The organism is Aestuariivita sp. (assembly GCF_049276915.1).
Taxonomy (GTDB): Bacteria; Pseudomonadota; Alphaproteobacteria; order Rhodobacterales; family Rhodobacteraceae; genus Aestuariivita.
Map to the genome: position 1 here is coordinate 17,499 of NZ_JBASXK010000128.1, position 23,726 is coordinate 41,224.

The window sequence follows — 23,726 nt, forward strand, 5'->3', positions numbered from 1 at the left end:
CCTGTGCCTAACCAATCACTTTGTTCCATGCATTGATCGCGACGCTCTGAAAGAGGTCTGCCTTGTTATATGGATCGTTTTTGGCCCAGCCTTGTGCCGTGGCCAGATCCTCGACCTCAAGCACGATAAGCGAGCCCGCCATGGCCCCCTCGGCATTCAGAAGCGGGCCTGCCATTTCGACGACGCCTGTCTCGCTTATATAGGCCAGATGCGCGTCGCGATTGGCTTTGCGCACCTCAAGGTGGTCGGGTTTGTCTGTGCAGATTAGGGCAAATAGCATTGTTATTCCTCTTTCAACGGGCGCGCCATGAGACCCGCTACGGCAGATTGCAGGTCTATCTCACCCGATACCAGTGCGGCGACGGTTTGTGTCAGCGGTAAATCCAGACCCTGTTCAATGGCAAGTTCGGCGACAGAGCGCGCAGTTGCAACGCCTTCCACAGTTGCGCTGGGCAGATCGCTGGAGCCCGCACCCAAAGCCAGCCCCATTCGATAGTTGCGCGATTGTGGCGATGTGCAGGTCAGCGCAAGATCTCCGAAACCGGACAGCCCTGACAGGGTGCGCGGATCTGCACCCTGAGTTTGTGCAAACCGGACCATTTCCGCAAAACCCCGCGTCATCAGCGCCGCCCGCGCGCTTTCCCCAAGCCCTGCGCCCATGACCGCACCGCAAGCGATGGCCACGACGTTCTTGAGCGCCCCGCCAAGTTCCGCGCCTATCGTGTCCGAGGTGGTGTAGAGCCGCAGATTCGCGCTTGTTAGAGCCTGTTGGATGGTTTTCGCCAGTGCGCCATCCGCGCAGGCAAGCGTCAGAGCGGTGGGCAAGCCCTGCGCGATGTCGCGGGCAAAGCTTGGGCCTGTCAGCAGGGCCGCGCGCGCTGTGCTGGCTTCATCCGAGAGAATGCGCATCGGGCCATGATGGGTGCCAAGTTCGACGCCTTTGCAGCAGGCGACCAGGGTTTTGTCTGCAAATGCTGCGCGATAAGTTTGCAGAAGCGCACGCAGCTGTTGCATGGGAACAGCCAGCAATATCGTGTCGGCCTGTGTCGCGATGTGAATATCATCCGTCACCGATACCGCGTCCGGCAGGGCGATTCCGGGCAGTCTTTCGGAGTTTTCGCGGGTTTGCTGCATCTGCCGGGCCTGATCGGCGCGACGAGACCACAGCGTCACTGGCCCGTTGCCGGACAGTGAAATAGCCAGCGCCGTTCCGAAAGCCCCAGATCCGATGACCGAGATGCTCATGCTTTGGCTCCTTTGCGACCTGATCCCAAAAGCGCCGGCTGTGAGCGATCCAGAGGCCAGCGCGGGCGTGCAGACAGCGTCAGATCGTCAGACTGCCCCGCCAGAAATTGCAGACCGCCAGCATATGCGATCATGGCCGCATTATCCGTGCACAACGCCAGCGGCGGCGCGACAAACCGGGTGCTGAATTCAACACAAACAGACTCTAATTTGGACCGAATTGCCCTGTTGGCTGCTACACCACCGGCGACCGCAAAGCTTGGCTCGCGAGGTGCTTCGTCACGGTAAATGGCCAGCGCCTTGCGCGTTTTCGCGGCCAGCACATCTGTAACGGCGGCCTGGAAGCCCGCACAGAGATCTGAGCGATCCTGCCGGGTCAGACCTTGTTTTTGCGCCACCAGACCATCCCGGGCCCGCAAAACCGCAGTCTTGAGGCCGCTGAAGGACATGTTGCAATCATCCCGGTCCAACAGCGGTCGTGGCAGGGTAAACCGCGCCGGATCGCCCCTGGCTGCTTGGGCTTCAACCGATGGGCCGCCCGGTTGTGGCAATCCCAACAGGCGCGCGGTCTTGTCAAAGGCTTCGCCCGGCGCATCGTCAATCGTGCCGCCCAACCGCGAGAAATCCTGATGCGAGCGAACGATCAGGAACTGGCAATGGCCGCCTGAAACCAGCAGCATCAGGTAGGGATAGCTCAGCCCATCCGTCAGCCGTGGCGTCAGTGCATGGCCTGCAAGATGGTTCACGCCGACCAGTGGCTTGCCAATTGCCGCGCTAAGCCCCTTGGCACACATCACCCCAGCCAGCACGCCCCCGATCAGGCCGGGACCTGCGGTAACCGCGATCGCGTCCACATCGGAAAGACGAATTTCAGCCTTTGTTAGAGCCTGTTTTATGCAGCTATCCAGCTTTTCCGTATGCGCCCGTGCGGCGATCTCTGGCACGACGCCGCCATAGGGTGCGTGCAGTTGATCCTGACCCGCCACAACCGACGACATGATCTGAGCCGGACCGGCGGCAGTCACCCGCACCACAGCGGCCGCCGTATCGTCGCAGCTGCTTTCCAGCCCAAGGATGATCGCCTGTTTGCCCACCAGACCCGCCGTTGCATCGCTTTGACCTCGCAGGTAACACCGTAAGGGTGCGCAAACAATCCCGGCGGCCCGATGTCTTTACCCAAACCAACGCTGTTGCTGACCCGTCCCGAGGCGGCCTCCCGGCGGTTCATAGGGCAGTTGGATCAGGAGATCATGGTGCAGGTAGAGGTCGTGATCTCCCCCTTGATTCGGATTGCTTGCCGCACAGATCCGATTTCCTTTGAAGGCATACGTGGCCTGATCTTTAGCTCGGCCAATGGTGTTTTGTCCGCAAAGAGCGTGACAGATCGGCGCGATCTGCCCTGTTTTTGCGTCGGGCCAGCCACAACGCGGGCTGCCCGGCAGGCGGGGTGGACGGCCCATCAGGCGGGTCAGGACGCTGATACACTGGTCGCGGCATTGTGCCGGGACAAGCCGGACGCTCCCTTGCTGCACCTGAGAGGCGAACATGGGAGGGGCGATGTTGCGCAACGCCTGACAGAACGGGGCCTGATCACGCGGGAACAGGTGATTTATGAGCAGCTTGCCGAACCGCTGACGCCGGAGGCGCAAAAGGCCCTGCAAGGATCCGGGCCTGTGATCGCTCCGCTTTTCTCACCGAGAACGGCCCAGTTGTTCGCCGCGCAGACCCCGCGGCGTGCCGTTACCGTGGCCGCCCTCAGCGCCGCGGTGGCGCAGGAGGTTGCGGGCAATGCATCAGTACGTGCGCATGTGGCCGCACAGCCCGATGCTCAGGCAATGGGCCAGTTGGTTGAAAAACTGCTGCAATCGACTCTGGCGGGTTGAGAGCCTTGTTTTGGGGCTCTAAAGTCGTGCAATGCGCAGCTGCGCAGAGATCAAGAATCAAGAGGGGTTCTGCGAGGTGTCTGGAAAGAAAACCAAAACCGATAGCGTGGAAAAAGACGACCAGGCCACGCTGGCGGACTCGGCAGCAGACACAGCGCTGTCCGGTGCCGACAGTATCGAGGCGGTTGAGACATCCGAACCTATGGAAGATACCGTTCCGGCGGAACCCTCTGAAGCGACTCCCGACCCCGGGGACGACACGATCACAGCCGACGACGCCGATCCTGTTTCGACCCAAGAGCCGGCGAACGATGGCGACGCCGCGCGCAATTCCGAAGATGCGGATGCCCTTCACGGCGACGACAGTGTCATCAGCGACGACAACATCCTGACTGAGATTGCAGAAACAGCCCCCGAGACGCCCGAACGCGTTGTCGAGCGGATCATCGAAAGGCGCAGCGTTTTTGTTCCTGCGGTGTTTGGTGGTGTGCTTGCCGGTCTTTTGGGCTTTGCAGCAGGTTCCAGCGATGTCCTGTCGTCGTATTTGCCGAGCCGCGCCGCGGCAGTGGATTACAGCGGCGATATCGACGCGCTGCGCGCTCAGGTCGGCGAGTTGCAGGGACAGCTCTCTGTTGTCCCCGCTGCACCGGATTTTTCAGCCGTGGAAACCCAGTTGGAGAACCGGATCGCGACGGTCACTGCGGCCTCTGTTGATGCGCAGACTGCTCTGATTGCAAGAGTGGATGCTTTGGAGGCGCGGCTGGGTGAGATGGCTTTGGCACCCGCAACCGGTATCGTGTCCGAAGAGGCTGTTGCGGCCTATGAAAAGGAACTGGCCGCCGCTCGGGCAGCGCTGGCGCAACAGCGCGCCGAAGTGGAAACGATGATTGCTCAAGCTGCGCAGATGGAGGCGGACGCCTCTGAAAGCGCGCGGCAGGCGCGGGCCCAGGCGGCGGCGACGCGGCTGTTCACGGCTCTGGACACTGGCAGCGGTTATGCGTCCGAGGTGAATGAGCTTCAGTCTCTGGGTGTCACCGTACCCGAGGCCCTGATGGGCGCATCCGGCGGCCTGGTGTCCTTGGCGGTCCTGCAGGCGGATTTCCCGCCGCTGGCCCGGGAGGCCCTGTCGGCGGCGCGAGAGGCCGAAGGGGGTGCCGGAGGTCTGGGTGGTTTCCTGCAGCGCCAGTTGGGCGCGCGATCCCTGACGCCGCGTGAGGGCGATGATCCGGACGCGATTCTGTCCAGGGCCGAAGCAGCCTTGGCCGTGGGCAATCTGGAGCAGGTCCTGGCCGAACTGGCCAGCCTGCCTGAAGCGGCCCAAGCGCCTCTGACCGATTGGGCAACTCAGGCCCAGGCAAGACTTTCCGCTTTGAATGCGGCTGAAGAGCTCGCGCAAAATCTGGCGAGCAACTGAAAGGATCACCCCTGATGCTCTGGTCTCTGTTCAAGATCCTTTTCTTTGTCGTCGCTGTCGGGGCACTGACCCTTGGCGCGGAATACCTGCTGGAGTCCGAAGGCGGTGTGCAACTGACCATGGCGGGTTGGGAAATCACGCTGGGCCCGCTTCAATCGGTGATTGCAGGCATAGTCTTGCTGGTCGTCGTCTGGCTGTTTCTGAAACTGTTGTCGCTTCTTGTGGCGGTATGGCGTTTCCTGAACGGCGATGAAACCGCGATTTCGCGGTACTTCAATCGCAACCGCGAGCGGAAAGGCTTTCAGGCGCTGTCCGAAGGCATGATGGCGCTGGCATCCGGCGAAGGGCGGGTGGCGCTGGCCAAGGCCGCCAAGGCCGAGAAATACTTGCAAAATCCAGAGCTGACCAACCTGCTGACCGCGCAGGCCGCCGAGCTGTCCGGTGACCGCAAGAAAGCCGAAGAGACATACAAGAAACTGATCGCCAGCGACGCGACCCGCTTTGTCGGTGTGCGTGGAATCATGAAACAGCGGCTGTCGGAAGGTGACATGGAAACCGCCCGCAAGCTGGCCGAGAAGGCCTTTGAGCTCAAACCCAAACATGAAGAGACACAGGACGTTCTGTTGACCCTTCAGGCGCAGGCGCATGATTGGGCTGGTGCGCGCCGGACACTTAGCGCCAAACTCAAACATGGCAGCCTGCCGCGCGATGTGCACAGACGTCGCGACGCGGTTCTGGCGCTGTCGGAAGCCCGCGACGTGCTGGCTGAAGACAGCTCGATCGAAGCCCGTGAGGCGGCCATCGAAGCAAACCGCATGTCGCCTGATCTGATCCCGGCAGCGGTCATGGCAGCGCGGTCCTATATCGAAAAGGGCAAGCCGAAACTGGCGGTGCGCGTGCTGAAGAAAGCCTGGGAGGTGCATCCGCATCCAGAACTCGCCTCGGCCTTTGCCGAGATCGTTCCCGACGAAACCCCGAAAGAGCGTATCAAGCGCTTTGTTGCCCTGACCCGGATCAAGCCCGACCACCCGGAAACACGATTGGTGCTGGCTGAACTGAACCTTGCTGCGGAGGACTTCCCCGAAGCACGCCGGAGCCTGGGTGATCTGGTAGACAGGCTTGGCGATGCGCGCGCTCTGACGATCATGGCCGCCATCGAGCGCGGCGAAGGAGCCGAAGACGCCGTTGTCAAAGGCTGGCTGGCGCGCGCCCTGAACGCACCACGCGGCCCGCAATGGGTCTGTGACAACTGCCAGACTGTGCATTCGGACTGGACTCCGATTTGCGAAAACTGCAACAGCTTCGACACACTCAGCTGGCGCGCCCCGGCCACGGCGGAAGTCTCAAGTGCCACCGGTTTTCAGATGTTGCCGCTGATTGTCGGCAGTCTCGAGGACAAATCAAAGCTCGAAGACATCCCCGAGGCCGAGATCATCGACGAGCCAGAGATCACCGAAGCCAGCGCAGAAACCGACACAGCCGCACCGGCAGTGGAAGAGGTGACGACTCCCGTTGCTGAGGTTTTGACGGACGACAAGAAATAGCCTCTTCCGGTTCACGCATCCCGATGCTAAATCGCCGCGCGAACCAAGGATGGTCGAGGCCGCTGTAGCTCAGATGGTAGAGCACGTCATTCGTAATGATGGGGTCGGGGGTTCGAGTCCCTTCAGCGGCACCACCTTTTGTTGGCTTACCGCCTCAGGTCACTTGAGGCTGGTTTGGTTCATGGTTTCCTCTTCACGTGCACCATGCATATGTCTAGCGCCCTGTGGGCCTGAAGGGGACCAGCGCGGTTTTCAGGATCAGTGCTGCGTCTGAATAGAGCCCCAGCGTGGCGGCATAGGATCGGTCCATGCCCAAACGCTCTTCATAACAGCCATTGCTGCGTCCCTTGATCTGCCAGAGACCCGTCACGCCGGGGCGCAGGTTGAGATAGATCGAGCGGTGCGCACCATAGCGGCTGAGTTCGCATTCGGTCACCGGGCGGGGGCCGACCAGCGACATGTCTCCGCACAGGACGTTCCATATCTGAGGGAGTTCATCCAGACTGGTGCGTCTCAGGATACGACCAAGCCGTGTCACGCGTGGGTCATCTGTCAGCTTGTGCGCCCGGCTCCACTCATGCGCTGCCTGTGGATTGTTGGCGATGTGCCGCGCCAGGTGCGCTTCTGCATCTGCGACCATCGTGCGGATCTTCCAGCATCGAAAAGGGGTACCGTTCCGCCCGATCCTGGTGTGGGCGAACAGCCCCGGTTGGCCATCGCAGCGTGTGATGATCCACAAAAGCGCAATGATCGGTGCCAGAACCGGAAGCAGAAGGACGGCAAGGCACAGGTCAACCATCCGTTTTCCGCGTCTTTCATAGAACAGGTGGATCGCGCGACGTTGGACGTCAGGTTGCGCTGTCGTAAACTCGAGATGCGCCATGGGCAGGCTCCGTCATGTGATCCCACCCACATGTTCGGTAACCTGGCTTTAACCATCTTTTCAGTTAACAGTCCGTAAACGAACGGAACTAAACTGATCCAAGCACTGTCTGTTGCGCCCGGCCGGGCAGGATCAGACCAATTCGAACTCGAAATGGCCGTTTCCGATCAGCGCGGAAGTGAGCCGGCCTGTTGCATAGGCACCTGTGTCGATTGCGATCCTGCCCTGTTCCTCATGGGCCTCATCGACGATCGTGTGGCCATGCACCACCCACAAGCCATCGCTTCGCGGCGTCTTCTTGAAATCGGGATGACCCCAGTGAAGATGCCGCGCCGACTGTTCTTCTGGTGGCAAGGAAGGGTCTGCGCCGGCATGCACGATGCAGACATTCCCGGAGCGCCAATACATTGGCATGCGGTTCATCCATGCAAGAAGGTCCTGGCCCATCGCATCCACCAGATCATTTCGTGCCCGGGTCAGGGCCTTGCCGGTCGTTGACTCGGAAACACCGGCTACTCCAAAGCTGGCGAGGGTCTGAAGCCCGCCAAAGCGCAGCCATCTGGGTCCTGAGTCCTGAGGGTTCGATATGAACGCCATCATCATCTCTTCGTGATTGCCGGATAGGCAGGTGATGTCTGGCCTTTCATGAAGAAGGCGCAGAACGTCAGCACTGTGTTCACCGCGATCTATGTAATCGCCCACGAAGATCATCGGTACATCAGGGGCAGTGCGCAGAAGTCTTTCCACGAGATCCGCGCGGCCGTGTATATCCCCGACCGCCAGAATTGGTGTCTCGGGCGCGACGGGGTCAAACTGCGCATTGGGGCGCTTTTTTCTGGTTAACCATGATCGAATCATACTTGATTCTGATAGCCCAGAAACTGTTGCAAGGGCACCGCAATTTCGCACAAACGCTGTTATTGTCCGTCGGGTAATTTAACGCGCATCTTTGGTCTGCTCGGTAAGGAGCGGCCATCCGCTCACCCGGCGGTTACCAGCGATCTTTGTCCGGCAAGGTGGTCCGCGGTGAGTTCTCCTGCGGACCCATGATCATGGCGCTCATGCGAAAGGACGCTGCATGAAAAGTTTACAGCTGTGAACTTCTTGCTCGGACGTTGCTACAACCCGGCCGCCTTGGTGAGGTTCACGCGGAAGCGGTCCCGACGGCGTTGATAGCGGCGGGTCATTTCCGCCGAGCTGTGGCCAAGCTGTTTCTGGATGTAGCGCTCATCGACCTCGGCAGAACTGGCCAGACCCGCGCGCAGGGAGTGGCCCGAGAAAAGGGCGACGCGCTCGGCTTCGGGAAGATCGGCGCGCAGGCCGGCGTCCAGCACGCAGCTCTTGATCAGACGGGCGACATGCTTGTCCGAGAGCCGCGCTTCAAGTGCTCGTTTGCCGTCGCGCGAGGTGCGCACGAACACGGGCCCAAAGCTGACTTTGGCAAAGTGCAGCCATTGTTCCAGGGCATGAACCGGGCAGGTCTGGTCGGTCGAGCCGCGTCCGATTTCGACCTCGCGCCAGCCGGTCTTGCCGCGCAGGGTCAGCAGTGCTCCGTCCTCCAGCAGGGTGATCCAGCCGCCGCTGTCGAGCGTGTCGTCCTTGCCCACGTCAAGGCTCACGATCTCCGAGCGGCGCAGGCCGCCGGCATAGCCCAGCAGCAGGATCGCGCGATCCCTGAGGCCGCGCAGATCGAAGGGCAGGGTGGTGATCATGGCGATGATGTCCTCGGCCAGGATCGCCTCTTTCTGGACGGGCGGGCGGGCGTGTTTGCGCCGGATTCCCGCGAGAACCGTGGCGATGTGGCGATCCTTGCGATCCAGAACAAAACCGCGCTGCTGGGCGTGCCAAGCAAGGCCCGACAGGCGCCGCTCGATGCTTGAGACCGAGAGGGGCCGCGCGGTGCCTCGGGGGGCGGCCAGGTCTGCAAGGTAGAGGCCGATCAGCTCGGGCGCGGGGGGCAGGGGCTCGGTGCCTGACATGCGACACCAGCGGGTGAAATGCGCCCAGTCCTTCGCATAGGCCCGCAGCGTGTTGTCCGACGCTGCAGCGCGGGCATAGTCGCGGGCGGTATCGACCAGTCGGTCGAGCGTGCCGGAGCCGGCCACAGAGGAAGGCAGTGTGAGAGCCTCACTGGGCACGGTGTCTCTCTCGTTGTCCTCGTTGACCGAAGACCCGTTTGGCGCGGATGAGCTCGATTTCTCGTTGTTTTCTGGCATGGCGTAGAGCATATCTTTTTACGTCCGATAATGCAAACGTATTGGACATAGGTAATGGGTGCAGTGCGGGACGCTTCATGTCCATTCGGACCGCAGTAAGCGCCGTCGGCATTTTGGTCTGAAACCTCGCTTTTGCCCGCGTGGGCATCCGCCGGATGCGCGCAGGGCCACCTCGGCGCGGGTTGGAACCCGTTATGATGTGGCGGCGCGGGCTTGGGATCCAGTGTTCCCGCGCCACACGCCAGACCCTACACGCCGGCTGGATTTTCCACGTCACGCCCGATGGCTGCGAGATCGGAATACCGATCCCCGATCCGGTGATGCGGGCGCCCACGTGTGGCCGCACCCAAGGCCACGACCAATTCGTCAACCGCAGGCGCGTCATAGATCGAGAACTGAACCGTCAGATAATGCGAGCGGCGCCCCGTATCGTGCTTGTCCATCAGGGGTATCTGGATCTGGGTGTTCGCCGGGCCACGGGTGTTGGTAAAGCCAAGGTAGCTTTTGGCACCGACGGCCTCGCGATAGAAGTTGCCGAAATGCAGGGTGTGGATCAGGGCCGAGGCATGTTCGACCTCGCAGCTGGTGCCGGCGATGCAGGCCTTGCCATAGGCCTCGATGGCGTCGCCTGAGCCTGCCAGCGCAATCAGCCGGTCGGTCAGCAGTGAGCCCAGAATAGGCGCCATGCGGGTGATCTCGGGGGACAAGTCTTCGACAAATCCGCGACCGGCCCAGGGGTTTGCCACCACAGCCGCCACCCCGATCATACGCAGGACAGGGTCAGAGGCACGGCCGCCTTCCGTATGAATGTCCTCGTCAAAGGTCACTAGTTTTCGCAACTCGGGAAGCATGGGGTTTCTCCTGTCAGATATGATAGCTGCGGTGTCCGGTGACGGCATGAACCACCCCTTCGACCTCGGTTCCGTGATAGATGCCAAAGGCTCCGTACTGGTTTTCCTGAATGTACCGGCGCAGCATCGCGCGTTCTGCCTCGTCGATGACTTGCTCAAGGGGCAGGTCGGTCAGATCAAAATAGCGCATCCCGTCGGGCGCATCACCGGCGACTGTTCCATGATAGATGATGCGCTGAGAACCGTTCCGGGTGTTCTGGTACACCGCGTAGAGATGATCCAGCGCAGGGGTCAGGCCAAGCCCGGTCAAATAGTCAGACAGCCCGTCAACGGAATTGGTCCGGCTTGGCGCGATGGGGATACCGATGCCGCCTGAGCTGAGTTCGTGCAGCAGGACACGGGTGTCGCATGTCAACACAGCCCCAAGTGATATGCCCGCAACCGAGGCTGCGGCCCTGGTCAGATCTGCTTCCAACCCGATGTCGAAATAGGCACCTTTGAAGTAGCCAAGCGGCGCTTTCTCGGAGGTTTGAAATTCCAGCACGCGGCCGATCAGGATCAGGTGGTCGCCTGCATCGACCACCTCGTGGCGCGCGCAACTGAAGCTGGACAGACACCCGTCGATCAGCGGCACATCCTGCGCATCGACGCCCCACTGGGCGAGGTCGAATTTCTCGGCTGATTGTGATGCAAACAGGCCCGAGATGTCCTTTTGGTCATCTGCCAGAATGTTGACGGCGAAATGGTCAGCCTGTGCGAATGCATCGCAGGAATGGGCCGATTTGGCGATGCAGATCAACAACAGCGGCGGGTCCAGCGACACAGAGGTAAAGGAGTTGGCGGTAAATCCACGTGGCGTCCCGTCTGCCTGGCGCGTTGTCACGACCGTAACGCCCGTGGCGAAAGTGCCGAAGGCATTGCGCAGGGCAGGTTTGGTGTCCGGGTGCGTGCTCATGGGGACAGGCTCGACGCGTCTAGGAATTCCCGGATCGGCCTGTTCACCGCATCGGGCGCTTCGGCCAAGGCCATGTGCCGCAGCCCTGTCAAGATCACGGTCTGGGCACCCGGAATCTCGGCGGCAATGGCATGGGTCATTTCGGGGCCATTGCCGTAGTCTTCATCGCCCGTGATGACCAGCGCCGGGCAAGAGATCGCCGGGTCGGGGGCCACGATTTCGTCGATGCCGGTGGCCAGAACACGATAGATCGTGTGGTAGATCGGCTTTTGGTTGGCCGTCACCCAGCCCCGGACGGTCTGCATCATCTTTGGATTGGCCGCGCGGAAGTCATTGGTGAACCACCGTTCAAGCGCGGCTTCAACGGTGGAGTCGGGGCCCAGTTCGCGGGCCTGTTCCACGCGTTTGAGGATTGCGTCCTGCGCGGCTTCCGTTCGTTTGTGCGGGGAATGAAGAATGATCAGCGCCTGCGCGCGGTCAGGATCATCCTGCGCAAAGCGGCGCGCGATCATCCCACCCAGAGAGAATCCGGCGATCACGGCGCGATCGATGCCACAGTGGTCCAGCAAACCCGCCAATTGTCTGGAGAACAGCGACAGGCTGGGGGTCGCGGGCGGCGCAACAGACTGGCCATGACCGTAAAGATCGTAAGCCAGAACGCGGTAGGCGTCGATGAGAGCAGGGGAGGTCCACTGCCAGCAGTCCCGGTTCAGGCCAAGGCCGTGGATCAGGACGACAACCGGAGCATGCGCGGGGCCGGTCAGTTCATACTGCGTGCCGTCAGGCGCCGTGCTCATCGTGCGCCCGTCTCCAGCGGGCGATAGGCGACAACCTCGACCTCGACCCGCGCGTCCACCAGCAGATCGCTGACAATGGCCGATCGCGTTGGTGGCTCAACCGGGAAATACTCTCCGTAGACTTCGTTGAAGCCGCCAAAATCCGCGCGCTCGCGCAGCCAGACCATGGCCTTGACCACGTCATCGCGGGTGCAGCCCGCCTCGGACAGCGTTGCTGTGATGTCATCCAGCACGGCGCGGGTTTGCTGCTGGATGGTGCCATCGGTCATTGGCACGCCATCACGCATGGGGATTTGTCCCGTGAGAAAGACAAAATCACCCGCACGGATGGCCCGCGACAGGGACAGAACCCGTCCGCCAATTTCCAGCGGCCCACCGATGACTTGCTTTTTGTCTACCATTTCGCGGCTCCCTTTTTCGACATCGTGCCCCGATCTCAAAATGGGCGTTCTGGATTTTTCGACGGTGTGTGTCGTTTTTTCCAGAACGCCGATTGTGAAACCGGCCTTGTATGGGAATCAAGCAACGGAGGACTTCTGAGATGGGCGACATCAAGAACTATCAAATGTTGATCAATGGTGATTGGGTCGATGCATCCGATGGCGGCACGTTTGACAGTGTGAACCCAAGCACCGGTGACATCTGGAGCCGGGTGCCCGAAGCGACGGAAGCCGATGTGAACCGCGCGGTCGAGGCCGCGCATCATGCCTTTACCAAGGGGCCATGGTCGAAACTCACGCCGACAGAACGGGGCAAATGTCTGCGCAAGCTGGGCGATCTGCTTGCCGAGCAGTCAGAGGGACTGGGCCGGACAGAGTCGATCGACACGGGCAAGATGCTCAAGGAAACCCGGTGGCAGGCCAAATACATCGCGGAGTTCTTCCACTTTTTCGCCGGGTGCGCGGATAAGGTCAGCGGCGAGACCCTGCCTATCGACAAGCCCGATATGTTCGTTTTTACCAAGCGCGAGCCTTTGGGCGTGGTCGCGGCCGTTGTGCCGTGGAATTCGCAGTTGTTCCTTGTTGCGGTGAAGCTTGGGCCTGCCTTGGCTGCGGGCAATACCGTGGTTCTCAAAGCCTCGGAGCACGCCAGCGCGGCGATGCTGGAGTTTGGAAAACTGGTCGAACAGGCCGGGATTCCGCCGGGTGTTGTGAATATCGTCACGGGCCACGGCGAACCTTGCGGGCGGGCGCTGACCGGGCATCCAAAGGTGGCGCGGGTGTCCTTCACGGGGGGGCCGAATGCGGCGCGGCATGTGTTGGAGAACGTCAAGCGCAACTTTGCCGAAGTCTCACTGGAACTGGGCGGAAAATCTCCCTTCATCGTGTTTGATGACGCGAATATCGAAAGCGCGGTGAATGCCTCGATTGCGGGGATTTTCGGGGCGACGGGCCAAAGCTGTGTCGCGGGCTCGCGGCTTTATCTGCATGAAGATATTGCCGATGAATTTCTTGAGAAAATGACGGCGCTGGCGCGCCAGATCGTGATCGGTGATCCGCTGGCGGACGAGACCCAGATGGGTCCGCTGTGCACCACCGGGCAGTTGGAGCATATCCAGCGCGAGGTGGCCCATGCGCAGGAACAAGGCGGCAAGGTGCTGGTCGGTGGCAAGCAGCCCGAGGGGATGGCGGGCCTGTTTTATGAGCCCACAATCATTGAATGCCCGCGTCAGGATCTGCGCATCGTGGACACTGAATTGTTCGGGCCTGTCTTGTCGGTGCAGCGTTTCAGGACAGAAGAAGAGGTTCTGGAATTGGCGAACGATTCAGAACACGGGCTTGCGGCGGGGATCTTCACGCAAAATTCGGCGCGCTCGCTGCGGATGGCAAATGCGGTGCAGGCCGGAATTGTCTGGGTGAATACCTATCGTGTCGTCTCGCCCATTGCTGAATTCGGCGGCGTCAAAGGGTCGGGCTATGGCCGCGAAAGCGGGTTTCAGGCGATCTATGATTATACCCGGCCCAAGACCGTCTGGATGAACACCTCGGACGAGCCGATCTCGAACCCCTTTGTGATGCGATGACACCGGACGTTCTGAAATCTGCTTTGCAAGGGTCGATCTGCGCGGTTGAAAGGGCCGTGTCCCTGCCGCCTGCCTGCTATGTGGATGAGACCGTCACGCAGGCCGAGAGGGATCACATTTTCAGAGGCGGCTGGTTTGGTGTTGGTCGTGCCGATCAGGTGAAAGAGGTGGGGGATTTCACCGCGCTGGACGTGGCAGGGCAATCCATCATCCTGGTGCGCGACAAGGATGCGCAGGTGCAAGCCTTTGCCAACAGCTGCCGTCACCGCGCCATGCGCCTGATGGAGGGGACGGGCAATTGCCGGGGCATAAAATGCCCGTTTCATGCCTGGGCCTATCGTCTGGACGGGTCGCTGGTGGCGGCACCGCAGATGGATCAGGCCGAGGGGTTCGACAAGGCCGAGAATGGCCTGATCTCCTATCGCGTCGCCGAGCGGCTGGGCTTCGTGTTCATTTGCTTGAACCCGGACGCGCCAGAGCTGGACAAGATCCTGGGCGATTTTGCCGAAATCCATAGCCCCTGGCCGCTGGACACCCTGGTCAGCACGCGCCGCAGCGAGATCGAGGTCGCCTGCAACTGGAAAGCCTTTCTGGAGGTGTTCAACGAATACTATCATCTGCCCTTTGTGCACCCCGACAGCATCGGCGATGTCTATGCAGCCCCTAATGCACCCGAAGACGTGACAGGCAGCTATGCCACGCAATTCGGTGCCACTGAAGGGACGGGCGGGTTGCTGCAGGACGAACAGAACATGGCGCTGCCGTCGATGCCCGGCCTGACGGGCCGCGCGGGGACCGGCGTGCGCTATACCTGGGTCTTTCCCAACATGACCTTTGCGGCGGGCACCGATGCGCTTTGGGTGTACGAGGCCTATCCGTTGGGGCCGAACCGCTGCAAGGTCGTGCAGACCGCCTGTTTCCCGCCTGAAACGCTTGCGACGGATGGGGCGGACACGAAAGTCGCTGCCTATCACAGCCGTCTTGATGCCGCCTTGGGCGAAGATATCCCCGCGCTGGAGACCCAGCACCGGGGTCTTTCACATCCGGACGCGCGGCAGGGCCGCTTCCAGCCGCTTCTGGAGCCCAATGTGGCCAGCTTTGCCCGGTGGTATGCCACCCAAATGATCGAAATTCTCTGATGACGAGACGCGAAAGGACCCCCAAATGAAATTCCAACTGGCCGTGAACATGGAGCGGATCGACGACAGCTATGAAATGAAGGATGTGGCCCGCCACACGCTGGAAATGGTGCAGATCGCCGAAGAGGGCGGCTTTGACATCGTCTGGTCCGCTGAACACCACGCGCTTGAGATGACGATTGCACCGAACCCGTTCCAGCTGCTGACCTGGTGGAGCAAAGAGACCAGCAATATCCGGCTTGGAACGGCGGTGGCGACCGCGGCCTATTGGCATCCGATCAACCTTGCCGGCGAAGCCGCCTTTGTCGATCTGATCAGCGGCGGACGGCTGGAGTTCGGCATTGGATCGGGCGCATACCAGCGTGAATTCGACCGGATGAAGCCGGGGCTTAAACAGTCGGACGCATGGCGTTACATGCAGGAAATGCTGCCTGCCGTGCGCGCGCTGTGGGGCGGGGATTATGCCCATGATGGCGAGTTTTGGCAGTTCCCGACCGCGACCTCGGTGCCCAAGCCGGTGCAGCCCGAGGTGCCTGTCTGGGTTTCGGCCCGCTCGCCCATTACCTATGACTATGCCATGCGCGAGCGGTGCAATGTGAACTGCTGGCCGCTGACCCGGCCCTTTGCCGAAGCCGAACTGTACAAGCAGCAGTTGGATGAAGCGATCGTGAAGGCTGACAACGGCTGGGTTCCGCGCTTTGCGCTGATGCGTCATGCCTGCATTTATGACAATGACGCCGACCGTCAGGAGGCGTTGGATGCCATCCGCAGGTTGCTGAGCCAGTTCGAGAACCTGTTTCGCAACTCGGGCGATGTGGTCAATGGGTTCCCGGCCTCGATTCCGTTGGATGAACTGGCAGGGCGTGAGCAATACGACCCCGCAATGCTGGAAGAAAATCTGATGTTCGGCTCGCCTGACACGGTGATCCAGAAGCTGAAGCGGTATCAGGCGCTGGGGGTGAACGAGTTCATCTATTACGCCTCGATGGGCCTGAGCCATGAAGCGCAACAGCGATCCTTGCGGCAGTTCTGCACCGAGGTCATGCCTGAGTTCAAAGAAGGATAAGCCGATGTCAGACGGGGTAAGAACGCAGCGCGAGGGCCATGTGCTTGAGGTCACTCTGGAGCGGGGCAAGGTGAATGCCATTGACGTGCCCACGTCTCAGGCGCTGGCCGCCGCGTTTCAGGAATTGCACGAAGACAAGGACCTGCGTTGCGCCATTCTGACGGGTGGCGGTGACAAGATATTCTCGGCCGGGTGGGATCTGAAGGCGCTCAATGATGGCGAGATGCAGCTGGATAACTGGTGGGAGAGCGATGACTATGGCTTTGGTGGCTTTACCGGGTTGACGGAAAACTGGGCGCTGAACAAACCGGTCATCGCGGCCATCAACGGGCTGGCCATCGGGGGCGGGTTCGAGATGGCGATGGCCTGTGATCTGCTGATCGCGGCCGATCATGTGGAGTTCGGGCTGCCGGAAATGCCCTTGGGGATCGTGCCCGATGCGGGTGCCTTGCAACGCCTTCCGCGCCGCATCCCGCATAACATCGCGATGGAGATGTTTCTGCTGGGCCGGCGCATGACAGCCACGGAGGCTGCGCATTATGGCCTGGTCAACAAGGTTGTTCCCAAGGAACAGCTGATGGACGCCGCGCGGGAATGGGCGGCGTCGATCGCGTGGTCGGCACCCTTGGCGATGCAATCGGTCAAGGAAGTGCAGCGCGAGATTGAATGCGTGCCGCTGGAACAGGCCTTTCACAAGATGCGCACCGATCCGATGCCGATCTATCGCAAGATGCTGAAATCGGATGATGCCAAGGAAGGCGTTGCCGCCTTTGTCGAGAAACGCGAACCCAAGTTCAAAGGTGAATGATGTATCCTGATCCACAGTCGGTTACGCGCGTAACAAGTCTGGGCGCCGGCCCCATTGGCGGCGGTTGGAGCGCGCATTTTCTGGCACGCGGGTATGATGTCACGGCTTATCTGCATGATGCAGCCGAGAGGGATGCCTTCATGTCGATCCTCAATACGGCGTGGCGCAGCCTGACCGATCTGGGTCTGGCCCCGGGTGCGTCCCTGGAGCGGTTGCGTATTGTGACCGATCTGGAAGAGGCGCTGGAAGGGGCCGAGTTCGTTCAGGAAAGCGGGCCAGAGCGGCTGGAGATCAAACAGGCGCTTTACCGCCGGATGGGTGAAATCCTGCCGCCTTCGGTTGTGATCGGATCATCCACCTCGGGCCTGATGATGAGCGACATTCAAGCCGATTGCCCGACGCCGGAACGGACGGTCATCGGTCATCCCTTCAACCCGCCCTACCTGTTGCCTCTGGTCGAGATCGTGGGCGGCAAGAAGACTGCGCCCGAAGCCGTGGCCTGGGCGGGTGCATTCTACAAGATTGCGGGCAAGGCACCGCTGATGATGAAGAAGGAAATACCCGGTTTCGTCGCCACCCGTCTGCAAGAGGCACTGTGGCGCGAGGCCCTGCACATGGTGGCGAATGGCGAGGCGACACCCGAAGACATCGACATCGCGCTGATGAATGGCCCTGCACCACGGCTGGTCAGCCAGGGTCAGTGCATGGCCTTTCACGTCGCCTGCGGTGCGGGCGGCATGGCGACCAACCTGGATCAGTTCGGTCCTGCTCTGAAACTGCCCTGGACCCGTCTGGAGGCACCGGAGCTGACCAAAGAGTTGCGCGACCGTATGGTGGATGGGTGCAATGCGATTGCAGGTGATCGCCACTTTGAGGATATGGCCGCCCAACGTGACCGTGAAATCGTGGCTGTGCTGAATGCATTGCGTCAGGTGCGGTCCACCTGATCCTTCGCTTGCGCGCCATTGAGCGTGTTGAGGAAGTCCGAGAGCGAGCCCGGCCAGCTTGGCGCAGGCTCGTTCGCGGGCCATGCCTCGCGGTAATCCGAGGGGCGGCGACCAAAGAACCGACCAAAGGAATAGGCAAAGTGCGACAGGGTGTTGAATCCCGACGCCGTTGCGATCTGGCGAATGCTGAGCTGTGTCGAGATCAGCAACAGACGCGCATTCTGCAATCTTCTGAGCAATCCGAACTGCACCACGGTGCAGCCCACATGCTTTTTGAACTGGCGTTCCAACTGGCGCTGAGACACGTCCAGCATGCGCGCGATCTCGGGGACGGTCAGCGGTTCCTCGATGTTTTGTTCAATCAACGTCATCGCCTCGCGCACAAGCGGCAGCATCGTCTCGGTGCTGCGCCCCATCGTGTTACGTTGCGGGGAGGTGGCCTGGCGGATCGGGTGGTGCAGCATCTGATCGGCGATCTCTCCGGAGAAGCTGCTGCCGTGAAGCTCTTCTATCAGACGTAACATCAGATCCACGCCTGCCAGGCCGCCGGCGCAGGTCATCACTTTTCTGTCCAGTGTGAACAAGCCCTCGCGCACATCGACACGGTCGAAGGTCTCGCGAAAGCCGTTCAGCCAGGACCAGTGGATTGTCGCGGGCTTGGCGTCCAGAAGGCCAGCCCTTGCAACGATATAGCAGCCCAGCTCGACCCCGCAGATACGCGACCCGGACCGGGCCCGTTTGCGAAGCCATGTGATGAGGGTCTTGTTGGAATAATGCTCGGTCCCCCAACTGCCGAGGACAAAGACAAAATCGGCGGCCTGCAAGGTATCATCGGCCAGGTCCACAGTGGCTGTCATCCCGTTGCTTGCGTTGATTCTGGAACCATCAAAAGACGCAATTTCCCACGAGAACATCGGTGTCGTCGCGAGATAATTCGCGATTCGCATCGCTTCGATCATGGTGATCAGAGTGGTGATGTTGAACCTTGGAACAACAATGAACACCGCATGGATCTGTGCCCGCGCCATTTTGGGAGAAACATCAATTTCCAAAGGCCCGGACCTCCTGACCTGAGTGCGATTTTTCGCCATCATAGCCAAATATATGGCGGATAATCGACAAGAATCTTTCCCCTCTCCGCGCCAAGCTGAAAGAAAACGGGGAGCGCGCCGAAATGAACTATGACGTCGTATTGACCTGCGCAGTCACGGGGGCCGGTGACACGACCGGCAAGAGTCCGCATGTGCCGGTGACCCCGAAGGAAATCGCCGATGCCGCGATTGAGGCCGCAAAGGCAGGTGCTTCGATCGTGCACATTCATGCGCGTAATCCTGAAACGGGGCAGGGCTCGCGCGATCCCAAACTGTTCAAGGAAATCGTTGATCGCATCCGCGACAGCGACACCGATGTGGTAATCAACATCACCGCTGGGATGGGTGGCGATTGGATATCTGACCCCGAAAACCCCGCGATGCCCGGTCCCGGTACGGATATGATCGGCCCCGAGGAACGGCTTGCCCATGTCAAGGAGTGCATGCCTGAGATCTGCTCGCTTGATTGCGGAACGCTGAATTTTTCCGACACCGACATGATCTATATCTCGACCCCGCCCGCGCTGCGGCGCATGGCGGCCCTGGTGCAGGAATGGGGCGTAAAGCCGGAGTTGGAGGTCTTTGATCTGGGCCATATCCGCTTTGCCAAGGCAATGGTGGCCGAGGGGCTGATCAACGCGCCGCCCATGTTCCAGCTGTGCCTGGGGATTCCCTGGGGCGCTGATCAGACGGTCGAGACGATGGCCGCGATGAAAGCGCAATTGCCCGACGGGGCAAGCTGGGCCAGTTTCGGCATCAGCCGGGGCCAGATGCCGATGATGGCAGCGGCGGTTGCCCTTGGTGGCAATGTGCGGGTCGGCCTTGAGGATAACATCTATCTGGATCGCGGTGTGCTGGCGACCAACGGGCAGCTTGTCACCCGTGCGCGTGAAATCATCGAACGGATGGGCGCGCGGATCGTGACGCCGCAAGAGGCGCGCAACAAGCTGAAGCTGCGGGGCGCGGATGGCTGATCCCACCGTTACAGGCAGCCTGCAAATCCGTGACGTGACCAAGATGTTCGGGACGTTTCGGGCTGTGGACAGCGTCAATCTGGACATCCGGAAGGGCGAGTTTCTGACCCTGCTTGGCCCGTCCGGGTCGGGCAAGACGACATTGCTGATGATGATCGCGGGATTTCTGGACATTACCCAGGGTGACATTGCGCTGGACGGCAGTTCGATTGCTGATGTGCCGGCCGAGAAACGAAACTTTGGCATGGTGTTTCAAGGCTATGCGCTGTTCCCGCATATGACCGTTCGCGACAATATCGGTTATGCGCTGAGCGTGCGCAAAAAGCCTGAGGCCGAGATCAGGGCCCGTGTCGACGAGATGCTGGAGCTGGTGCAGTTGCAGGATTTTGCAGAGCGCAAACCCGCGCAATTGTCGGGCGGTCAACAGCAACGCGTCGCGCTGGCGCGCGCCTTGTGTTTCGCGCCGCCCGTGTTGCTGCTGGATGAGCCGCTTGGCGCGCTTGACAAGAAACTGCGGGTCGAGGTGCAGGAACAGCTCAAGGACATCCACCGCAGGGTTGGCACGACCTTCATCTATGTCACCCACGACCAGGAAGAGGCGCTGTCGATGTCGGATCGCATCGTGATCATGCGCGATGGCGCAATCGAGCAGGTCGGCACGCCGGAAGAGCTGTATGAACGCCCTGCGACGAAATTTGCGGCCAGCTTTCTGGGTAAATCCAATTTCATCACGCAGGGCGGCAAGACCTATGCATTGCGTCCCGAAAAGATTGACCTGCGGGCCGGGCAGGGTGCTGCCGACGCGCGCACCAGCGGCACCATCCGCTCGATCACCTACTTCGGGTCCATGCAGCGGATCATCGTCGACACCACACTCGGCGACGAGATCGAAGTCGATATCGACGTTTGGCGCAACAAGGAGGCGTTGAGCGAAGGGGCCGCCGTTGATCTGCTTTGGCAGGATGCGGCGGCGGTCGAATTGAAGGACACGTAGCAGAATTCAAAACAGAGCGCCGCAAAGGTGCCCCCGTAAAACCAGCCGGAAGACCTTCGGCCAACCAATAGGAGGACTAAATGCAAGATAAACAGTTCATGAAGGAAATGCTCACCGAGAGTGCGCATGCCTACAAGGAAGGGCGCATGGATCGCCGGACATTCCTCGCACTTTGCGGTGCGTCCGGGGTCGCGTTGAGTGCCGTGATGGCCGGTGACGCAAAAGCCGCCGCAGATCACGTCGTGATGTGGAACTGGGGCGGGCAGTCCGAGGAATGCCACGGCTCGGCCATTGGTGAGGCCTTCACCGCCAAGACCGGCAAGGGCTTGAGATTTGACACATCCGGTCCGCTTGAGGGCAAGATCAAAGAGATGGTGGAAAGCGGCAATGTCACCGCGGACGTCGCAGACGCGGACCTGTTCAACGCGGTCTCGCTTGGGCCGACCGGACATCTTGAGCCGATTGATTATTCCATTGTCTCAAAGGACAAGACACTGCCCGGCTATGCGCTGGAATATGGCGTATCGGTCATTCTGTATGGCTATGCCTTTGTGTATGACACCGAAGCCTATGGCGATAATCCTCCACAAAACTGGGCGGATTTCTTTGACACGGCAAAGTTCCCCGGCATGCGCTCACTCTACAAATGGGCCAATGGCTCGCTTGAGGCAGCCTTGATGGCGGACGGTGTGGCGGGTGATGCGCTCTATCCGCTGGACATGGACCGTGCGCTGGCCAAGATCAAATCCATCAAGGACGACAGCCTCTACTGGGGGTCAGGCTCCGAGGCGCATTCGATGTGTGTGAATGGCGAAGTCTCGATGGGCATGATCTGGCAGAACCGGGGCCGCAATATCGAGAATGACACGGACGGGCGTTACAAGCTGGTGAACAATCAGGCCATGGCGATGCCGGGTGCCTATATCGTGCCCAAGGGAAATCCGGCCGGAGCTGCAGTGATGGAGTTCATCGCAACCGCTCAGGAAATACCTGCGCAACTGGCGCTGCTGGACTGTCTGGGCATGACGCCGTCCAACCCCGAGGCATTCAGCCAGATCCCCGAAGATCAGCAGCCCTATGCCATCACCTCGGCGATGAACATCGACAAGATCGTCTACAACGATCCGACCTGGTGGGGTGAAAACGGTGGTGATGCGGTAAACGCATTCCTTGAAGCGATCAGCTAACTTTTCCTGACTGGCCGCCCGGCACATCCTTGTCGGGCGGTCTTTTTCAAACGGAATTCAGATGCAAACGCTGCGCAAGCATATCCATCCCGGTTGGCTGATCATCGCACCCTTGTTGATCATGGTGATTGGGCTTTATCTGGGGCCAATCCTGAACATCCTGTGGCTCAGCGTGACCGACCCTGAACCGGGTTTTGGCAATTACGCCAGGCTGGTCGAAAGCGATGCGCTGGTGCGCATTCTCTGGACGACGGTGCGGATCTGCATCATCACCACGGTGTTCAGCGTGACACTGGGCTATTCAATTGCTTATGCCATGGTGCACTGCCACCAGCGCCAGAAGAACTATATGCTGACGCTGTTGCTGGTGTCCTTCTGGATATCCATCCTTGTTCGCACCTTTTCCTGGTTGATGCTGCTGGGGCGCAAGGGGTTGGTCAATGTCGCGCTTGAGGACATCGGGCTGATTGCCGAACCGATTGCTTTCATGCGCAATGAACTGGGCGTGCTTATCGGCATGATCCACTACATGATCCCCTATGCGGTGCTGCCGCTTCTGGTGTCGATGCAGGCATTGGACAAACGGGTCATGGATGCCTCGCGCAATCTGGGCGCAACGTCCACCCAGACCTTCTGGCGGATTTATCTGCCACTGACCATGCCGGGGATCGTGGCCTCGACCTTGCTGGTGTTCATCCTCAGCCTTGGGTTTTATGTCACACCTGCCGTGCTTGGCGGGGGCAAGGTGTTGATGGTGGCAGAGTATATCTCGGTCCAGTTGCTGGTCACGCTGAAATGGGGAACAGCCGCGATGCTGGCCGCATGCATGCTGTTCGGCGTGCTGGCGATGCTCTGGATCATGTCGCGGTTCATGAAACTCAGCACGGTCTTTGGGGGGGCAGCGCGATGAAGATCGGGCTTTTCTCGGCCTTCAACCGGGTGGGTGCCTGGGTCTTGCTGTTGTTCCTGGTGACGCCCGCCTTGATCGCGATTCCCGTCTCGCTCACGCCCAAACGGTTCCTGTCGATGCCCTCGGGTGAATTGTCCCTGCGTCATTTCCAGAAGCTTTTCACCAGTGAGGAGTGGCTGTCGAGCTTTTTCCAAAGTGCCGTCATCGCCGTTTCCACCTCGGCACTGGCGACGATCCTGGGCACGCTTTGCGCCATTGGCCTGTGGCGCGTGTCGTCGAAATACAGTGAATTGGTACGGGCTTTCTTGTTGCTGCCGCTGATCATTCCCCAAATCATTTCGGCGATGGCGTTCTATCGCCTCTGGATACCGCTGGGCCTGCTGGACAGCTATGCGGGGCTGATCCTTGCCCATACCATACTTGCGGCGCCCATGGTGTTGATCACTGTCAGCGCGTCACTTGCCACCTTTGATCCCAAGCTGGAACAGGCGTCGAAAAACCTTGGGGCGTCGAACTGGACAACCATGCGCCGGGTGATCCTGCCCTCGATCAAGCCGGGGGTATTTGCCGGGGCGCTTTTTGCCTTTATTCTCAGCTGGGACGAGATCGTCGTGACGCTCTTTATCTCGAAATTCAGCGTCTACACCCTTCCGCGTCGCATGTGGAACGGCATCCGCGAAAATACCGATCCGACCGTGGCCGCTGCGGCCGTGGTGCTGATCGCCATTACCCTTATCGCCTTTGTGATTTTCGCGATCCAGTCGCGCAGAAACGCAAAGACCGAAGCATCCTGAGTGAG

Annotated in this window: 24 protein-coding genes and 1 tRNA gene; 14 read left to right on the forward strand and 11 right to left on the reverse strand. The window is 60.4% G+C overall.

The window, feature by feature from the left end; all coding sequences use genetic code 11:
• Positions 1 to 7: 7 nt before the first annotated feature.
• Genes WAO69_RS13725 through tsaD form a run of 3 tightly spaced genes read right to left on the reverse strand, consistent with a single transcriptional unit; the run spans position 8 to position 2,339 of the window.
• Positions 8 to 280, reverse strand: coding sequence for a YciI family protein (locus WAO69_RS13725; RefSeq protein ID WP_422180072.1), 273 nt, complete (start codon positions 278 to 280; stop codon positions 8 to 10).
• A 2-nt stretch (positions 281 to 282) separates the two neighbouring features.
• The gene (locus WAO69_RS13730; RefSeq protein WP_422180074.1) at positions 283 to 1,245 is read right to left on the reverse strand and encodes an NAD(P)H-dependent glycerol-3-phosphate dehydrogenase; all 963 of its coding nucleotides are present in this window, start codon (positions 1,243 to 1,245) and stop codon (positions 283 to 285) included.
• Positions 1,242 to 2,339: a tRNA (adenosine(37)-N6)-threonylcarbamoyltransferase complex transferase subunit TsaD gene (gene tsaD / locus WAO69_RS13735; protein WP_422180076.1), complete on the reverse strand. Its 1,098-nt coding sequence runs from the start codon at positions 2,337 to 2,339 to the stop codon at positions 1,242 to 1,244. The genes WAO69_RS13730 and tsaD overlap by 4 nt, the downstream gene beginning before the upstream one ends.
• Positions 2,340 to 2,411: 72 nt before the next feature.
• Between tsaD and WAO69_RS13740 the strand changes: the two genes are divergently transcribed.
• The 4 genes from WAO69_RS13740 to WAO69_RS13755 all read left to right on the forward strand — a co-directional run bounded on the left by WAO69_RS13740 (position 2,412) and on the right by WAO69_RS13755 (position 6,220).
• Positions 2,412 to 3,128: a uroporphyrinogen-III synthase gene (locus WAO69_RS13740; RefSeq protein ID WP_422180078.1), complete on the forward strand. Its 717-nt coding sequence runs from the start codon at positions 2,412 to 2,414 to the stop codon at positions 3,126 to 3,128.
• 106 nt (positions 3,129 to 3,234) lie between these two features.
• The gene (locus WAO69_RS13745; protein WP_422180080.1) at positions 3,235 to 4,542 is read left to right on the forward strand and encodes a COG4223 family protein; all 1,308 of its coding nucleotides are present in this window, start codon (positions 3,235 to 3,237) and stop codon (positions 4,540 to 4,542) included.
• 14 nt (positions 4,543 to 4,556) lie between these two features.
• Positions 4,557 to 6,086, forward strand: a complete 1,530-nt coding sequence (locus WAO69_RS13750) for a heme biosynthesis protein HemY (protein ID WP_422180082.1) — start codon at positions 4,557 to 4,559, stop codon at positions 6,084 to 6,086.
• Positions 6,087 to 6,144: 58 nt separating this feature from the next.
• Positions 6,145 to 6,220, forward strand: a tRNA-Thr gene (locus tag WAO69_RS13755).
• 80 nt (positions 6,221 to 6,300) lie between these two features.
• Here the strand turns inward: WAO69_RS13755 and WAO69_RS13760 are convergent.
• From WAO69_RS13760 to WAO69_RS13790, 7 genes are all read right to left on the reverse strand, one after another.
• Positions 6,301 to 6,969 (reverse strand): sugar transferase, encoded by a 669-nt coding sequence (locus tag WAO69_RS13760; RefSeq protein WP_422180084.1) that lies wholly within the window; start codon positions 6,967 to 6,969, stop codon positions 6,301 to 6,303.
• A gap of 132 nt (positions 6,970 to 7,101) precedes the next feature.
• Positions 7,102 to 7,827, reverse strand: coding sequence for a metallophosphoesterase family protein (locus WAO69_RS13765; protein WP_422180086.1), 726 nt, complete (start codon positions 7,825 to 7,827; stop codon positions 7,102 to 7,104).
• Positions 7,828 to 8,087: 260 nt separating this feature from the next.
• Entirely contained in the window at positions 8,088 to 9,185 is a 1,098-nt protein-coding gene (locus WAO69_RS13770; protein ID WP_422180088.1) for a tyrosine-type recombinase/integrase, read from the reverse strand.
• A gap of 248 nt (positions 9,186 to 9,433) precedes the next feature.
• The gene (locus tag WAO69_RS13775; protein WP_422180090.1) at positions 9,434 to 10,036 is read right to left on the reverse strand and encodes an amino acid synthesis family protein; all 603 of its coding nucleotides are present in this window, start codon (positions 10,034 to 10,036) and stop codon (positions 9,434 to 9,436) included.
• A 13-nt stretch (positions 10,037 to 10,049) separates the two neighbouring features.
• On the reverse strand, positions 10,050 to 10,991 hold the full coding sequence (locus WAO69_RS13780; protein WP_422180092.1) for a flavin reductase family protein: 942 nt from the start codon (positions 10,989 to 10,991) through the stop codon (positions 10,050 to 10,052).
• A complete protein-coding gene (locus WAO69_RS13785) occupies positions 10,988 to 11,788 on the reverse strand; it encodes an alpha/beta fold hydrolase (RefSeq protein ID WP_422180094.1) in 801 nt (266 codons plus the stop codon). Before WAO69_RS13785 ends, WAO69_RS13780 begins: the two co-directional genes overlap by 4 nt.
• Entirely contained in the window at positions 11,785 to 12,189 is a 405-nt protein-coding gene (locus WAO69_RS13790; protein ID WP_422180096.1) for a RidA family protein, read from the reverse strand. Before WAO69_RS13790 ends, WAO69_RS13785 begins: the two co-directional genes overlap by 4 nt.
• 140 nt (positions 12,190 to 12,329) lie before the next feature.
• On the opposite strand from WAO69_RS13790, the gene WAO69_RS13795 reads away from it, so the two are divergent.
• The 5 genes from WAO69_RS13795 to WAO69_RS13815 are packed head-to-tail and all read left to right on the forward strand — an operon-like array spanning position 12,330 to position 17,771.
• Entirely contained in the window at positions 12,330 to 13,811 is a 1,482-nt protein-coding gene (locus tag WAO69_RS13795) for an aldehyde dehydrogenase (RefSeq protein WP_422180098.1), read from the forward strand.
• Between the two features lie 56 nt (positions 13,812 to 13,867).
• Positions 13,868 to 14,950 carry an aromatic ring-hydroxylating oxygenase subunit alpha gene (locus tag WAO69_RS13800; RefSeq protein ID WP_422180100.1) on the forward strand — a complete coding sequence of 361 codons (1,083 nt, stop codon included), beginning with the start codon at positions 13,868 to 13,870 and terminating at the stop codon, positions 14,948 to 14,950.
• A 25-nt stretch (positions 14,951 to 14,975) separates the two neighbouring features.
• A complete protein-coding gene (locus WAO69_RS13805; RefSeq protein ID WP_422180102.1) occupies positions 14,976 to 16,016 on the forward strand; it encodes an LLM class flavin-dependent oxidoreductase in 1,041 nt (346 codons plus the stop codon).
• Positions 16,017 to 16,020: 4 nt separating this feature from the next.
• Positions 16,021 to 16,824 carry a carnitinyl-CoA dehydratase gene (locus WAO69_RS13810; RefSeq protein WP_422180104.1) on the forward strand — a complete coding sequence of 268 codons (804 nt, stop codon included), beginning with the start codon at positions 16,021 to 16,023 and terminating at the stop codon, positions 16,822 to 16,824.
• The gene (locus WAO69_RS13815) at positions 16,824 to 17,771 is read left to right on the forward strand and encodes a 3-hydroxyacyl-CoA dehydrogenase NAD-binding domain-containing protein (RefSeq protein WP_422180106.1); all 948 of its coding nucleotides are present in this window, start codon (positions 16,824 to 16,826) and stop codon (positions 17,769 to 17,771) included. The genes WAO69_RS13810 and WAO69_RS13815 overlap by 1 nt, the downstream gene beginning before the upstream one ends.
• On the opposite strand, the gene WAO69_RS13820 is transcribed toward WAO69_RS13815, so the two are convergent.
• Positions 17,753 to 18,799, reverse strand: coding sequence for a GlxA family transcriptional regulator (locus WAO69_RS13820; protein ID WP_422180108.1), 1,047 nt, complete (start codon positions 18,797 to 18,799; stop codon positions 17,753 to 17,755). The genes WAO69_RS13815 and WAO69_RS13820 overlap by 19 nt on opposite strands.
• Before the next feature lie 146 nt (positions 18,800 to 18,945).
• On the opposite strand from WAO69_RS13820, the gene WAO69_RS13825 reads away from it, so the two are divergent.
• The 5 genes from WAO69_RS13825 (at position 18,946) to WAO69_RS13845 (ending at position 23,721) form a co-directional block, all read left to right on the forward strand.
• Positions 18,946 to 19,836 carry a 3-keto-5-aminohexanoate cleavage protein gene (locus tag WAO69_RS13825; protein ID WP_422180110.1) on the forward strand — a complete coding sequence of 297 codons (891 nt, stop codon included), beginning with the start codon at positions 18,946 to 18,948 and terminating at the stop codon, positions 19,834 to 19,836.
• The gene (locus WAO69_RS13830) at positions 19,829 to 20,830 is read left to right on the forward strand and encodes an ABC transporter ATP-binding protein (protein WP_422180112.1); all 1,002 of its coding nucleotides are present in this window, start codon (positions 19,829 to 19,831) and stop codon (positions 20,828 to 20,830) included. The genes WAO69_RS13825 and WAO69_RS13830 overlap by 8 nt, the downstream gene beginning before the upstream one ends.
• 80 nt (positions 20,831 to 20,910) lie before the next feature.
• Positions 20,911 to 22,017, forward strand: a complete 1,107-nt coding sequence (locus WAO69_RS13835; protein WP_422180114.1) for an extracellular solute-binding protein — start codon at positions 20,911 to 20,913, stop codon at positions 22,015 to 22,017.
• 61 nt (positions 22,018 to 22,078) lie between these two features.
• Positions 22,079 to 22,927: an ABC transporter permease gene (locus tag WAO69_RS13840; RefSeq protein ID WP_422180116.1), complete on the forward strand. Its 849-nt coding sequence runs from the start codon at positions 22,079 to 22,081 to the stop codon at positions 22,925 to 22,927.
• A complete protein-coding gene (locus tag WAO69_RS13845; protein WP_422180118.1) occupies positions 22,924 to 23,721 on the forward strand; it encodes an ABC transporter permease in 798 nt (265 codons plus the stop codon). The genes WAO69_RS13840 and WAO69_RS13845 overlap by 4 nt, the downstream gene beginning before the upstream one ends.
• The last annotated feature ends 5 nt before the right edge of the window (positions 23,722 to 23,726 follow it).